This window comes from Pseudomonas sp. BNK-7, assembly GCF_048072025.1.
Lineage (GTDB): Bacteria > Pseudomonadota > Gammaproteobacteria > Pseudomonadales > Pseudomonadaceae > Aquipseudomonas > Aquipseudomonas danubii.
In genome coordinates this window covers 399384-413238 of the sequence record NZ_CP182252.1, presented here as the reverse complement: position 1 = coordinate 413238, position 13855 = coordinate 399384, and the positions used below count along the sequence as shown (strand labels likewise).

The following is a 13855-nucleotide window of genomic DNA, read 5'->3' as shown; positions in this document are numbered from 1 at the left end:
AGGCGAGATGGGGAATTAGTTGCGCACTACCGTTCGTCCGGTGGCGCGCAAGCCCGCGTAGTACGCGGGCTAGCGCTACTGAAAAAAATTATTCGGCGGTGCCTTGAGCGATTTCCGTCGGATAGGTACTGCGCCAAAGTTCGAAGCCGCCATCGAGGCTGTAAACGTCGGAAAAGCCCTGGCTCACTAGATACGCGGCAGCGCTCTGGCTGGAGTTGCCGTGATAGCAGACCACCACCAATGGGGCATCGAGGTCGGCACCACGAATGAAGTCGGAAATGGAGTGATTATCCAAGTGTTGCGCGCCGCTGATATGGCTCAGTGCATAGGTTTGCGGATCGCGGATATCCACGACCACGGCACCTTGTTCGCGCAGTGCCTGGGCCTGTTCTGGAGGGATGCGTTTGAATTCGCTCATGGCGGGCTCCTGGAGCTAGATAGTCAGCGCCGACTAGCGCTTTGCCGGGACGGGCAAGGGTTCTGGGGAAAGGGGCGCAGTGTACCCCTGGGCGTCGCAATCGCAGGTCAGGCGCACGCCGGTATCGACATTCAGCAAGGTCATGGCCCCGCCCCAGACGCAGCCGCTGTCCAGGGCAAAGATGCCAGGTTCGTTGCAATGGCCTTCCAGGGCCGCCCAGTGACCGAAGATGATCTTCAGGTCCCGAGTCTTGCGCTCCTTGTGACTGAACCAGGGCGCGTAGCCCGGTAGTGCGGTGTCCAGTCCTTCCTTGCTCTTGAGGTCGAGCTTGCCCTCGCTGGTGCAGAAACGCATGCGGGTGAAGTAGTTGGTGATGACGCGCAGGCGGGTCACGCCCTTGAGGTCGCTGTCCCATTTCGCAGGATCGTTGCCGTACATGCCGTCCAGGAAGGGCTCGAAGAGGTTGTCGTCGCGTAGCGCTTCCTCGACTTCGGCGGCGCACTTGAGGGCCTTCTTCAGGGACCACTGCGGGGCGATGCCGGCATGGACCAGGGCCACGTTGCGGGCTTCGTCGTAATGCATCAGTTTTTGCTGGCGCAACCACTGCAACAGTTCTTCGCAATCTGGGGCTTCAAGGATTTCCCGCAGCGTGTCGGACTTCTTCAGCCGTTCGATATTGCGCCAGGCTGCCAGCAGGTGCAGGTCGTGATTGCCCAGCACGCAAACCAGCGAATCGCGGATGGAATAAAGGTAGCGCAGGGTTTCCAGTGACTGTGGGCCGCGATTGACCAAGTCTCCCACCAGCCACAGGCGGTCCCTGGCAGGGTCGAACGCGACTTGTTCAAGCAGGCACTGCAGCGGTTCCAGGCAGCCTTGCAGATCGCCGACGGCGTAGGTTGCCATCAGTGCAGGGCCCCGGGGACCGCCAGGCGGAAGGGGGCAATGATGGCGTCGAACTGTTTGCCGTCCTCGGCCAGCATCTGGTAACTGCCCTGCATGTTGCCGACCCGGGTGGTCATCACCGTGCCGCTGCTATAGGTGTGGCTCTTGCCAGCGGCAATCAATGGCTGCTGGCCAACCACGCCAGCGCCACGAACCTCTTCTACATGGCCATCACCGTCGGTGATCACCCAGTGCCGGGACAGCAGCTTGGCCGGGAGTGATCCGTTGTTCTGAACGGTAATGGTGTAGGCGAAAGCGAAACGGTTCTGCTCGGGTTGCGATTGGTCTGCCAGAAAGCGGGTGACGACGCTGACGTCGACCTGATAACGAGGATCGGACATGCAAAAGGCCTTTAAAGCAAAGCGGGGCGCGGGACAAAGCTGATGGAGGTCAGTCTAGGTCAAGTATCGGGTAGTAAACCAGACATCCTGTCCGGCGTCCTACCCGATCTCGGGCAAGGGCGTTTCTCAGTCGTTGGCAGGCTTGGGCTGGTCGGCCAATTGATCGGCCAGGCGTACAAAGGCGGCCAGATCCAGCTGCTCGGGGCGCAGGCTGCCATCGACACCGGCGGCTTCGATCTCGGCGCTGCTGAGGAGGGCCTTGAGGGTATTGCGCAGTGTCTTGCGGCGCTGGTTGAAGGCTTCGCGGACGATGCGTTCCAGCAGGCGATGATCCTTGGCTGGATGTGGCAGCACCGCGTGAGGTACCAGGCGCACGATGGCCGAATCAACCTTCGGTGGAGGATTGAAGGCGCCGGGGCCGACGTTGAACAGATGTTCCACTCGGCAGTGATACTGAACCATGATCGACAGGCGACCCCAGTCACCTCCACCAGGGCCGGCGGCCAGGCGCTCGACCACTTCCTTTTGCAGCATGAAGTGCATGTCGCGGATCAGCCCGGCGTTCTGCAGCAGGTGGAAGATCAGCGGGGTGGAGATGTTGTAGGGCAGGTTGCCGACCACCCGCAGGCTGCTTGGTGCGGCGCCCAGTGTATTGAAGTCGAACTTCAGGGCATCGCCCTGGTGCAGGTTGAAGTTGCTCTTACCGGCGAACTGCTGGTTGAGGATCGGGATCAGGTCCTTGTCCAGCTCCACCACGTCCAACTGGGCTCCGCTGCTCAGCAGACCTTCGGTCAGGGCGCCTTGGCCCGGGCCGATTTCCAGCATGCGGTCTTCGGGTTTGGCGTGGATAGCCCGCAGGATACGGTCGATAACGCCGGCGTCATGCAGGAAGTTCTGGCCGAAGCGCTTGCGCGCCCGGTGTTGGTATTGCTCGCTCATAAACGGTTCTCGGCCATCTGGTAGGCGGTTTCCAAGGCGACCTGCAGGCTGCCGGTGTCGATCTTGCCGCTGCCTGCCAGATCCAGGGCGGTGCCGTGGTCGACGGAGGTGCGGATGATCGGCAGGCCGAGCGTCACATTGACGGCTGCGCCGAAGCCTTTGTATTTCAGCACGGGCAAGCCTTGGTCGTGGTACATCGCCAGCACTGCGTCGCAGTGCTCCAGATATTTGGGGGTAAACAGAGTGTCGGCAGGCAATGGACCGCGCAGGTCCATGCCTTCATTGCGCAGGCGCTCTAGGGTGGGTTCGATGATGTCGATTTCTTCGCGGCCCAGGTGTCCGCCTTCACCGGCATGAGGGTTGAGCCCACACACCAGGATGCGTGGCTGGGGGATGCCGAACTTATGCTGCAGGTCGGCATGCAGGATTCGTGTGACCCGTTCCAGGCGCTCTACGGTGATGGCGTCGGCAATCTCCCGCAAGGGCAGGTGGGTGGTCACCAGGGCCACGCGCAGGCCACGGGTGGCCAGCATCATCACCACTTGTTCGGTGTGGGTCAGGTCCGCGAGAAATTCGGTATGCCCGGAAAAGGCAATTCCGGAGTCGTTGATCACGCCCTTGTGCACGGGGGCCGTGATCATGCCGGCGAAGTGCCCATCCAGGCAGCCCTGGCCGGCGCGGGTCAGGGTTTCCAGGACGAAGGCTGCATTGGCCTGGTCCAGCTGGCCGCTGACCACTGGTTTGTCCAGGGGCGTGTCCCAGACATACAGGCTGTCTGCAGGGGCGGGTTCAGTCGGCAGTTGTTCCAGGGTCACCGGCAGCAGATTGACTGCCACACCCAGCTGCGCGGCCCGCTCAAGGAGCAGGTCGCGGCTGGTGATGGCAATCAGGGGGTATGGCTGGGGTTGCGAGGCGAGCAGCAGGCACAGGTCAGGACCTATACCCGCCGGTTCGCCGGGTGTCAGAGCGAAACGTCTGGGTTTCACTGGGCCGCCTGTTCAGCGCCAGGCAGTTTGATCTCGACGTAGGCCTCATCACGGATCTGCCGCAACCAGGTCTGCAGCTCTTCGTCGTACTTGCGGTTACGCAGGACGGTCATGGCTTGTTGCTCGCGGGCCTGGCTGGTGCTGTCGGTGGCGCGACGGCCAAGGACTTCCAGTACATGCCAGCCATAAGGGCTCTTGAACGGCTTGGACAGTTGACCTTGTGGGGTCTTGGCCATCACTTCGCGGAACTCAGGCACCAGGGCGTTCGGGTCGATCCAGTTGAGGTCGCCGCCGTTGAGCGCCGAACCCGGGTCTTCCGAGTAGCTTTTCGCCAGTTCGGCAAAGTCTTCGCCGGCTTCGATGCGGTCGTAGAGTTTCTGCGCCAGGCGCTTGGTCTCTTCTTCGCTGCGAATCTCGCTTGGCTTGATCAGGATGTGGCGCACATGCACTTCATCGCGCACCTGATTGCCGCCACCGCGCTTGTCCAGCAGCTTGAGAATGATAAAGCCGCCTGGGGTGCGCGCTGGCTGGGTGATATCGCCCACGGCCATTGCGCTCAGTTCACGGTCGAACGGAGGAGGCAATTGAGCAGCTTTACGCCAGCCCATGTCGCCGCCTTCCAGGGCGTTGTCGCTGCCGGAGCGGGCAATCGCCAATTGCGCGAAGTCCGCACCTTGCTTGAGTTGCTGGTACACGTCCATGGCCTGGCGGGCGGCACTCTGAATCGCTTCGGAGTTGGCGCTTTCCGGGGTCGGGATCAGGATATTGGCCAGGTGCAGTTCTTCGGAGAGCTGCATCTTGCCCAGGTCCGAGGCCAGGAAGTTCTTCACTTCCTGTTCCGATACCTGAATACGCTCGGCCACCCGGCGCTGACGCACGCGGCTGATGATCATTTCACGGCGCACCTGGTCACGAGCGTCTTCATAAGACAGGCCGTCGCGGGCCAGAGCGGCACGGAACTGCTCGATGCTCATGCTGTTGCGCTGGGCAATGGTGCCGATGGCCTGGTTCAGTTCTTCATCGGTGATGCGGATGCCGGAACGCTCGCCAATCTGCAGTTGCAGGTTTTCAACGATCAGACGCTCCAGAACCTGCTGTTCCAGGACGCTGGTAGGCGGCACACCACCGCCACGCTTGGCGATGGTTTGCTGAACTTCGTTAACCCGCTGATCCAACTGGCTCTGCATGACCACGTCGTTGTCGACGATGGCCACAACCTTGTCGATGGACTGCACTGCGGCGCTGGCCGCAGTGCTCAGGAACAGCGCGCCCAACATCAGCGGGCGCAGACAATCAGAAAGCTTGGTCTTCACGTTCACGATAACCTTGGATGCCTTTGTCGAGGAAGCTCTCTACTTTGGTGCCCATGACGCCACCGAGACCCTTCAGAACAATTTGGAGGAAGATGCCGCGGTCGCCTTTCTCGTTCTCCGGAGCGTTCTGACTGAACTCGTCATACTTGACCCAGTAACGGCTGATCAGGCGCAGTTTCCAGCAGCAGTTGTCGTATTCGAAACCACCGAAGGCCTCAAGCGTGCGGTTACGGTTGTAGTCGTACTGCCAGCGGCTGATGGCGTTCCATTGCGGCACGATCGGCCAGATCACCGAGAAGTCATGCTGCTGGATCTTGTAGTAGTCCTTCACGTAGCCAGGCGTACCTGGAGTGCCGTAGTCGCCGCCCATTTTCCAGGTACCGCTGTTCTGGTCGTAGCGGATCTGGTCGTTGCGATAGCGATAGCCGGCGTTGACCACCTTGTTCGGGTTGTCTTCAGGCTGGTAGTGGAACATCGCACTGCCGGAGCGTGCGGTGTGGCTGTCCGGGTCCCAGTTGTACTCTGCGTTGGCGCGCCAGTCGCGGTTGAAACGGTATTCGTATTCAAGGGCGTAAGGCGAGACGTTGGACGTTGCATCGTCGCGAGTGCGGTAGTCGATACCTGGCAACTGGACGGTGCGATCCTTGAAGTACAGGGCCTGGCCAACGCTGACGCGCTGACGCTGGAAGCCGTTGTCTTCGATCCAGCGGCTGGTCACGCCCAGAGACAGCTTGTTCTCGTCGCCGACACGGTCGGAGCCGGAGAAGCGGTTGTCACGGAACAGCGACGAGTAGTTGAAGGTGGATTCGCCGGTATCGAATACCGGGATGTCCTTCTGGTCTTCCTCGGGTACATAGAGGTAGAACGCACGCGGCTCCAGGGTCTGGCGGTAGTTCTTGCCAAACCATTGAGTGTCACGGTCGAAGTACAGGCCGCCGTCGACGCTGGCGATTGGTACGCCGCGGTTTTGTGAGCTCTTGTACGACTCACCCAAGGCAGCAGCTCTATTCCTGTTGGTGACCAAGTCGTCTTTGCCTTGGCCATCCAGATCAAGATTGTACTGGGTGTACATATACTTCAGGGATGGAGTCAGATAGCCATAGCTCCAGTTCAACGGCAGGCTGACACCGGGCTTGAGGTTCAAGCGATCACCGTTGGCGCGGGCCAGGCCCGCTACGTTGGTGTCCAGGCGCGGATTGCCTACCAGCCCGGTGATAGGGTCAATCGGTCCGCCATCTTTATCTGTGTAGTTGCCCTTCAGTAGATCCCGCTCAAACCGAACCAGCTCGGTTTCATAGGTGAAATCCAGACCTTGCGGATGGTACGGCAGCGCACCGTTGAAGGTGATCTGCGGCAGCTTGTTGTACGGAGTGATGTTGGAGACGCTTGCCAGCTCAAACGCTTGTACGTTGAGGCGTGCGGTGTAGTCATCACCACGGTAGGTCACTACGCCTTGCTGGTTGACGTAATCGTTAGTTTTCACGCCGATCTGATCGGTTTCCAGGTCCTGGAAGTAATACGGATCGCTGATTTTGGTGTAGTCGACCTCGGTCATCACTCGCGAATCAAGCCCGCCCTTATGCTGCCAGTTGAGCATGTAGCGGGTTTTTTCGTAGTCGGTCTGCTTCTTGCGATCGGTGTCGTCGTCATTGAGGTAGGCGGCGCCGAACTGACCCTCGCTGCTCTTGGTCAGGTAGCGGAACTCGCCTTCCATCAACAGGCCGCGCTTGGACATGTAGCGCGGGTACAACGTGGCATCGTAGTTCGGTGCCAGGTTGAAGTAGTAGGGCGTGACCAGCATGAAGCCGGTATCGCCGCCTGTGCCGATGCTCGGCGGCAGGAAGCCGGACTGACGACGGTCGTCGATCGGGAAATAAATATACGGGGTGTAGAGCACCGGAATGTCTTTGACCCGCAAGGTCACGTTGGTCGCGGTACCGAAGCCGGTGGCCGGGTTCAAGGTGATGTTGTTGCCCTTGAGCTGCCAGGCGTTGCTGTTCGGTTCGCACGTGGTGTACGTACCATCCTTGAGGCGGATGATGGCGTTTTCCGCACGCTTGGCATACAGCGCACTGCCGCGAACCCGCGACTTGTGCATCACGTATTCGGCGTTATCGACCTTGGCTTCGCCAGTGTCGAGTTGCACGTCGGCGTGGTCGCCGACCATCAGCGTGCCGTTATCGCGGATGCGTACGTTGCCGCTGAGCTCGCCACGGTTCTCGGCCTGATACAGGTTGGCCTCGTCGGCTTCGACCTGCATGCTGCCCTGGCGCATGACCACGTCACCGGCCAGGGTCGCCACCTGTTCTTCCTGCTGATAACGCGAGGCCTTGGCACCGATAAAGGTGGGGGCGTCACTTTTATTCGTCTTGTCATTCATGCCAGGACGAATTGGTTCGATATAGGAACCAGAGCAGTAAGGACCGGTTTCGGCCAATTGAGCGGCGGTGAGCTTCTCGCGCGGTACCCAGTCGAGGTGGCTGTAGTCCGCGCTGCGGGACTTCAGACCCCGGCCTTTGGCCTCGGTGACCAGCACTGGCTTGTCGCCGGTAGCTTGTTCTGCGGTGCCACTGTCGGTTGCGGTGGCGCCGTTGGAACTGACCGAGCTGGCATCGTGAATCGGCCGTGGAGGCAGTGGGGCTGCACTGGCTTTCGGCGCACAGGCCCAGCCACCCGAAGCAGAGACTGAGCAGTCATACTGTTCCGCGGCGACCACGAAGGAAGTGGCTAGAGGTTGCAGGGCCAGCAAACCGCCGGTAACCAGCAACGGAAATTTTTTACGAAACGCGGGGGATTTCAATGCCATCTTATTAGTCCGGGCTTCCTGCGTGCCATCTGCCCGCGGTGTGGGCCGCACGCCTCTCGATGGTCTGAAAAAGATGCTGGATAATAAAGCATGACCCGCTTGACGGCTAGCGCCGTCGGAGACCCTTGTAATGCCTGACCAAGATGTACGCTTGCAACACCTGAAAGTTTGGCTCGATGAGCAGTTGGCGATTGTTTATGCAGCACAAGGCTGGGGTGAAGTACCCCCGGCGACATTGACCGCGGCCAGCAGCGACGCGAGTTTCCGCCGTTATTTCCGTTGGCAGGGTGCAGGCCGCAGCTTTGTGGTCATGGATGCTCCGCCCCCCCAGGAAAACTGCAAACCCTTCGTGGATATCGCCCAGTTGCTGGCGACTTCCGGCATCAATGTGCCGAAAATTTATGCCCAAGACTTGGTTCGGGGCTTTTTATTGCTCAACGACCTGGGCAACAAGACCTATCTCGATGTGATCGACGAAAGCAATGCCGATGCACTTTTCGACGATGCACTGCAGGCCTTGCTGGCGTTTCAACAGTTGCCGATGGATGCGCCATTGCCCAGCTACGATGTCGCTCTCTTGCGCCGTGAGCTGGAGCTGTTTCCTGAGTGGTACGTCGGACGTGAACTGGCTGTCACGCTCAGTGCGCAGCAGCGTGAACAGTGGCAGCGGGTCAGTGACCTGCTGATCGACAGCGCCCTGGCGCAGCCCAAGGTGCTGGTGCATCGCGACTATATGCCTCGCAACCTGATGCTCAGCGAACCGAATCCAGGGGTGCTGGACTTTCAGGATGCGGTCTACGGCCCAGTGACCTACGACGTGACCTGCCTGTTCAAGGATGCCTTCCTCAGTTGGCCGCAGCCCCGGGTGCGTGGCTGGCTGGAGGGCTATTGGCACCAGGCCCGAGCGCTGGGGATTCCGGTCCAGGAAGACTTCGAGGAGTTCCTCCGGGCCAGTGACCTGATGGGCGTACAGCGTCACCTCAAGGTGATCGGTATCTTCTCGCGGATATGCCACCGCGATGGCAAGCCTCGTTACCTGGCCGACGTGCCACGGTTCTTTGCCTATATAGAAGCAGTGCTGGCCCGTCGTCCCGAATTGGCCGAGCTTTCGCAACTGCTGCTCAGCCTGCGCCAGCCAGCGGGAGCCGATGCATGAAGGCAATGATTCTGGCCGCCGGCAAGGGCGAGCGCATGCGCCCCCTGACCCTGGCCACCCCCAAGCCGCTGTTGCCTGTAGCCGGCATGCCCCTGATCGAATACCACCTGCTGGCGCTGGCCAAGGCGGGTTTTTGCGACATCGTCATCAACCATGCCTGGCTTGGCCAGCAGATCGAGGACGCCCTTGGCGACGGTCAACGCTGGGCCCTGAACATTCAGTACTCGGCGGAAAGCGAGCCTCTGGAAACCGCCGGCGGTATTTTCAAAGCCTTGCCCTTGTTGGGGGATGAGCCGTTTCTGGTGGTCAATGGCGATATCTGGACCGACTACGACTTCGCCTCTTTGCGTCGGCCCCTGGCTGGACTGGCTCACCTGGTGATGGTGGATAACCCGGCGCACCATCCCAGTGGTGGCGATTTCTGCCTGCAGGACGGGATGTTGCACGATGCCCGGCCCGGAGCTGCAGCCCTGACCTTTAGTGGGATTTCGGTTCTGCATCCGAATTTGTTCCAGCACTGTGTCCCGGGCCCCTGCAAACTGGCACCGCTGTTGCGCGAGGCCATGGCCCGGGGACAGGTCAGCGGCGAGCATATGCAGGGGCAATGGATCGACGTGGGAACGGTCGAGCGTCTGGCGCAGGTCGAAGCCCTGCTGCAAGCGAGGCGCTGATATGTGGTGGCCAGGGACTCTGATCGGAGCCGGAGCGGGTTTTGCAATTGCCAGCATTCCGGGGGCCATGCTTGGTGCGTTGTTGGGGCAGGCTCTGGACCGGCGCCTGCAACTGCACAGCTGGGCGCATGTGCGTGAGCGCCTGGGCGGTCGCCCAGCGTTGCGCAATGATGAATTGCTGTTCGTGTTGCTGGGGCGCTTGGCGAAAAGTGATGGCCGGGTGGTGGATGGGCATATCCAGCAGGCGCGTCAGGAGATGCGTTCGCTGGACATGAACGATTCAGCCCAGCGCCGTGCCATTGCAGCCTTCAATCGAGGCAAGTCGGGCAATGACCGTCTGCGCGGTTATCTGCGGCGCCTGAGTGCCCAGCCCCATGCCGCGGAGGGTGTGTTGCGTGCCTGCTGGCGGATGGTTTGGGCCGATGGCCGGGTGGGTCCGGCGGAGCGTGAACTGATCCAGCTCTGGGGTAAATGGCTGGGCTGGACCACGGAACAGATCCAGGCGCTGGCGCAGGAGTATGGCCCGGCGCGCAGGTCGTTGGCCGAGGGAACCCTGACCTATCAGGAGGCGTTGCGCCTGTTGGGGGTTGCTGCCACTGCTGAACCGGCACAGATCAAGCGCGCCTATCGCCGCCTGCTTAGTCGTCATCACCCGGACAAGATCGCCGGTAGCGGTGCCAGTGCAGCCCAGGTGCGGGAGGCGACGGAAACGACCCGTGAATTGCACAGCGCCTATGCCCTGATACGCGAGCGCCGGGATTTCCGCTGAGGCGTGGCCGGGCCGCCATTGCCAGTCAGGCAGTGGCGGCTCGAGCTCTTCAGCTGTCGGTGTTCTGCGGGTTCAACCAGCCACGTACCCGGCGGAACAGCTGCTCTTGCTGGGCGGCATGATTGCCGGGCAGGGCTTTGAGGGCGATCTGGCTGAAGTTTGAATGCTTCAGGCGCTTGCTGGCTTGCAGTCGTTCCAGTGCCGCTTTCTGCGCAGCGCTTTTGTCGACATAGTAGAAATCTGCGGTTGCCAGCTTCAGGGTGGGTGTCAGCTCTGCCAGTTGTGGCTTGCCATTGGCAGGTGTCTGGGCAGCCACCATCACCAGCTTCTGTACCTGGGAGGGCTGCTTTTCGCTCAGGTAGCGTGCGGCCCAGTAGGCGCCGGTGCCGTGGCCCAGGAGCACGATGCTGCGGGCATTCTGCTGTTCGGCGAAGGCCAGGGCTGCATCGATCCGGGTGAAGATGCGCTCGGCATCGGCCTTGACCTGTTCTTCGGTGCTTTCTGCGACGGCGCGGTCCGCCACGTCGGCTTCGCCACCGGCGGCTTGTTCGATGGGCTTGGCCTCGGCGCTGGCGTCTTTGGCGGTGTTGCTGGTGTCCGCTGGCGGCGGCGCGGCCTCGACGATCCGCGGTTGTGCCGCTTCGCTGAGCATGTCCGGCAGGGTCAGGCTCAGGCTGCCCCAGTCAGTGTCCGGCAGTTTATTGCGCAGTGGGGCCACGGCTTGGGGCCAGTCGGCGCTTTCGCCGGCTCCCGGGAGGATAATCACCACGCCCTTGGGTTCGCTGGTGTTGGCCGGTTTCCACAGGGCCAGGAAGGTGTCGCCACCGGCTTGCAACTGTTGTTGCTCCTGGGCAGGCAACTGACGCTCCAGGGCGCTGGCATCTTCCTGGCTGCGTTCAGGCAGGGTTTGGCGTTGCGCCGGTTGTTCCTCGGGGCTCTTGGTTTCCGGGGCCGGGTCGGCGGCTTCCACAGAAAAGGTCCAAGGCAGGATCAGCGACAGGCACAATGCAGGCAGTGCCGAGCGGTGGACAAGGGGCATCGGATATTCCAGGCCAGAAGTAATTCCGGCAGCCTAATGGGTTGGTCAGTATTTGTCAGGGTGTGAGACTTCAGATGATGCGTTTTCGCTGCCTTCTGCTTATCGGCTGTCTGTGCCTTCCCTTGATAGGCGGGGCGGCACCGACGCCCCATGTGCCCACAGCACCCTTGAGCCACGAGCAGCGTCAATGGCTTGAACAACACCCGGAGTTGCGGGTGGGGCTGGTACTGCAGGCACCGTTCGCCCAATACGACCGGCGTCTGCAGCGCCTGTCCGGGGCTAACGTCGAACTGATGCAGACCTTGGCCCAGGCGCTGAAGATTGAACTCAGCTGGCGCAACTTTCCCGATCAGGCACAGCTGGAAAGAGCCCTGCGCGACGGCGAAGTGGACATGGCCCCCGGCCTGACCCAGACGCCCGCGGGCCTGAGGCTGTGGCTGTTCAGCGACCCTTATATGCGTGTGCCACAGCTGGTGGTGGGTGAGCGCAAGGGCGCGGGGGCCGTGGAACTGGAGAAGCTCGACAGCCAGGCCCGAGTCGCGGTGCGCATGCCCAGCGCGGTGGCCGATTACCTGCGCCTGACCTACCCCAACCTGAATCTGCAAGGGGTTCCCCTGGAGCGCCAGGCCCTGCAACTGCTGCTGAGCCAGCAAGCCCGTTATGCGGTTGTGGATGAAGCCCAGCTCAGTCGCCTGTCGGCGGAGGCAGAGTTTTCCGGGTTGGCGGTGGTGGGGGATATCGGCCTGCCGCAGCTGTTACGGGTAGCAACCCGTCGCGACTGGCCGGAGTTGGCCAGTATCGTAGAGGCCGGCTTGCACGCGATCCCGGCCAAGGAGCTGGAGCAATTGCACAGTCGTTGGCTGCAGCCCAAGTACCCGCGCCTGGGAGAATCCCCCGGCGTCTGGCAGAACCTCAGCCTACTGTTGATGATCCTGTTGCTGGCCAGCTTGGCGACTGTCTTCTGGCAGCGTCGTCAGCAACGCAGTCTGGAGCAGAGGTTGCTGGCGGCACGTGAGGATATCGCCCTGCGCGCCGCCAGCGAAGAAGCCCTGCGCCTGACCCAGTTTTCCATTGATCAAAGCACTGTGGGCATTCTCTGGGTCAACTGGGACAGTCATGTGCGTTATGCCAATCGGGCCGCTGAAGAGATGCTCGGTTATCCGGCGGGCGGAGTGATCGACCGCCCGCTGATCGATTTCGAACCCAACCTGCACATGGATCGCTGGCTCAACCTGTGGAAGCGTGCCCGGGCCAGTGAGGAGGGCGCGCAGAGTTTCGAGACCCAGTGCGTGCGTGCTGACGGCAGTATCCTGCCGGCGGACGTGTCCTTGAGCTTCCTGCGTTTTCGCGACAGTGAATACCTGGTGGTCTACCTCAATGACGTCACCGAGCGTCGTCGTGCGCTGGCGGCGCTGCGGGAAAGCGAGGCGCGCCTGCAGGGTATCGCCGCCAACGTCCCGGGCCTGGTGTTCCGCCTGGAGCGAGCGCCGGTCACCGGGCAGATCGATTTCGCCTATATCAGTGAAGGCAGTGAAACCCTGGTGGGCTACTCGCCGGCGACGCTGGCCCACCGGGACACCGGCCTGCGCAGCCTGGTGCACCCGGACGACAAGGCCAGTTATCACCAGACCCAGGATCAGGCCCTGGACACCGATAGCGACTGGTCCTGGCAAGGTCGCATCCTGACCCGCCAGGGCCAGCAGCGCTGGGCCGAGATCAAGGCCATCACCCGCCGCCTGGATGACGGCGCTTTTGTCTGGGACGGCATTGTCTGGGACATCAGCGAAAGCAAGCGCATCGAGCTGGAGCTGGCCAGCTCCCGTGAGCAATTGCGGGAATTGTCGGCGCACCTGGAAAGCGTGCGCGAAGAAGAAAAGGCCCGCATTGCCCGGGAAGTCCATGACGAGCTGGGGCAGATGCTCACCGTGCTCAAGCTGGAAACCTCCATGTGCGAACTGGCCTATGCCCAACTCGACCCGGGCCTGCACGAACGACTCAACAGCATGAAGCGCCTGATTGCCCAACTGTTCCAACTGGTGCGCGACGTGGCCACGGCCCTGCGGCCGCCGATCCTCGATGCGGGCATCGCGTCGGCCATCGAATGGCAGGCCCGACGGTTCGAAGCACGCACACAGATCCCTTGCCTGGTTCAAGTGCCGGATAACCTGCCGCGCCTGAGTGACGCCAAGGCCGTCGGCCTGTTTCGTATCCTCCAGGAGGCCCTGACCAATGTCATGCGCCACGCCCAGGCGCATACTGTGGAACTGACCTTGGCCCTGGAAGAGGGCGAGTTGTGCATGACCATCAGCGATGACGGCCTTGGTTTCGACACCGCCTCGGCACGCCCGACGTCCTTTGGCCTGGTGGGCATGCGCGAGCGGGTGCTGATCATGGGCGGCAGCCTGTCGCTGCACAGTGAACAGGGAGAGGGCACCCTCCTGAGTGTCCGGGTGCCCCTGGACCGAGAACAATAAC

At 61.6% G+C, this 13855-nt stretch carries 12 protein-coding genes; 4 read left to right on the top strand and 8 right to left on the bottom strand.

What is annotated here, in order from left to right:
• Positions 1-88: 88 nt before the first annotated feature.
• The 7 genes from glpE to ACMGF8_RS01950 all read right to left on the bottom strand — a co-directional run bounded on the left by glpE (position 89) and on the right by ACMGF8_RS01950 (position 7745).
• Positions 89-418: a thiosulfate sulfurtransferase GlpE gene (gene glpE, locus ACMGF8_RS01980; RefSeq protein ID WP_102861924.1), complete on the bottom strand. Its 330-nt coding sequence runs from the start codon at positions 416-418 to the stop codon at positions 89-91.
• Between the two features lie 33 nt (positions 419-451).
• Positions 452-1321, bottom strand: a complete 870-nt coding sequence (locus ACMGF8_RS01975; RefSeq protein ID WP_416758512.1) for a symmetrical bis(5'-nucleosyl)-tetraphosphatase — start codon at positions 1319-1321, stop codon at positions 452-454.
• On the bottom strand, positions 1321-1701 hold the full coding sequence (gene apaG / locus ACMGF8_RS01970) for a Co2+/Mg2+ efflux protein ApaG (RefSeq protein ID WP_025131262.1): 381 nt from the start codon (positions 1699-1701) through the stop codon (positions 1321-1323). Before apaG ends, ACMGF8_RS01975 begins: the two co-directional genes overlap by 1 nt.
• A 126-nt stretch (positions 1702-1827) precedes the next feature.
• Positions 1828-2640: a 16S rRNA (adenine(1518)-N(6)/adenine(1519)-N(6))-dimethyltransferase RsmA gene (gene rsmA / locus ACMGF8_RS01965; RefSeq protein ID WP_102881042.1), complete on the bottom strand. Its 813-nt coding sequence runs from the start codon at positions 2638-2640 to the stop codon at positions 1828-1830.
• Complete coding sequence (gene pdxA / locus ACMGF8_RS01960; RefSeq protein WP_207166653.1) at positions 2637-3626, bottom strand: 4-hydroxythreonine-4-phosphate dehydrogenase PdxA; 990 nt, start codon at positions 3624-3626, stop codon at positions 2637-2639. Before pdxA ends, rsmA begins: the two co-directional genes overlap by 4 nt.
• Entirely contained in the window at positions 3623-4939 is a 1317-nt protein-coding gene (gene surA / locus ACMGF8_RS01955; RefSeq protein ID WP_146036396.1) for a peptidylprolyl isomerase SurA, read from the bottom strand. Before surA ends, pdxA begins: the two co-directional genes overlap by 4 nt.
• The gene (locus ACMGF8_RS01950; protein ID WP_416758509.1) at positions 4920-7745 is read right to left on the bottom strand and encodes an LPS-assembly protein LptD; all 2826 of its coding nucleotides are present in this window, start codon (positions 7743-7745) and stop codon (positions 4920-4922) included. The genes surA and ACMGF8_RS01950 overlap by 20 nt, the downstream gene beginning before the upstream one ends.
• A 130-nt stretch (positions 7746-7875) precedes the next feature.
• On the opposite strand from ACMGF8_RS01950, the gene ACMGF8_RS01945 reads away from it, so the two are divergent.
• From ACMGF8_RS01945 to ACMGF8_RS01935, 3 genes are read left to right on the top strand one after another with little or no spacing between them, the layout of a single operon-like run.
• The gene (locus ACMGF8_RS01945) at positions 7876-8901 is read left to right on the top strand and encodes an aminoglycoside phosphotransferase family protein (RefSeq protein ID WP_115581060.1); all 1026 of its coding nucleotides are present in this window, start codon (positions 7876-7878) and stop codon (positions 8899-8901) included.
• Complete coding sequence (murU, locus tag ACMGF8_RS01940; RefSeq protein ID WP_102861917.1) at positions 8898-9572, top strand: N-acetylmuramate alpha-1-phosphate uridylyltransferase MurU; 675 nt, start codon at positions 8898-8900, stop codon at positions 9570-9572. The genes ACMGF8_RS01945 and murU overlap by 4 nt, the downstream gene beginning before the upstream one ends.
• A 1-nt stretch (position 9573) precedes the next feature.
• Positions 9574-10341, top strand: a complete 768-nt coding sequence (locus ACMGF8_RS01935; protein WP_102861916.1) for a TerB family tellurite resistance protein — start codon at positions 9574-9576, stop codon at positions 10339-10341.
• Between the two features lie 49 nt (positions 10342-10390).
• On the opposite strand, the gene ACMGF8_RS01930 is transcribed toward ACMGF8_RS01935, so the two are convergent.
• Positions 10391-11380 (bottom strand): alpha/beta hydrolase family protein, encoded by a 990-nt coding sequence (locus ACMGF8_RS01930; RefSeq protein ID WP_115581059.1) that lies wholly within the window; start codon positions 11378-11380, stop codon positions 10391-10393.
• Between the two features lie 74 nt (positions 11381-11454).
• On the opposite strand from ACMGF8_RS01930, the gene ACMGF8_RS01925 reads away from it, so the two are divergent.
• Positions 11455-13854 carry a PAS domain-containing sensor histidine kinase gene (locus ACMGF8_RS01925; protein WP_102861914.1) on the top strand — a complete coding sequence of 800 codons (2400 nt, stop codon included), beginning with the start codon at positions 11455-11457 and terminating at the stop codon, positions 13852-13854.
• Position 13855: the final 1 nt, after the last annotated feature.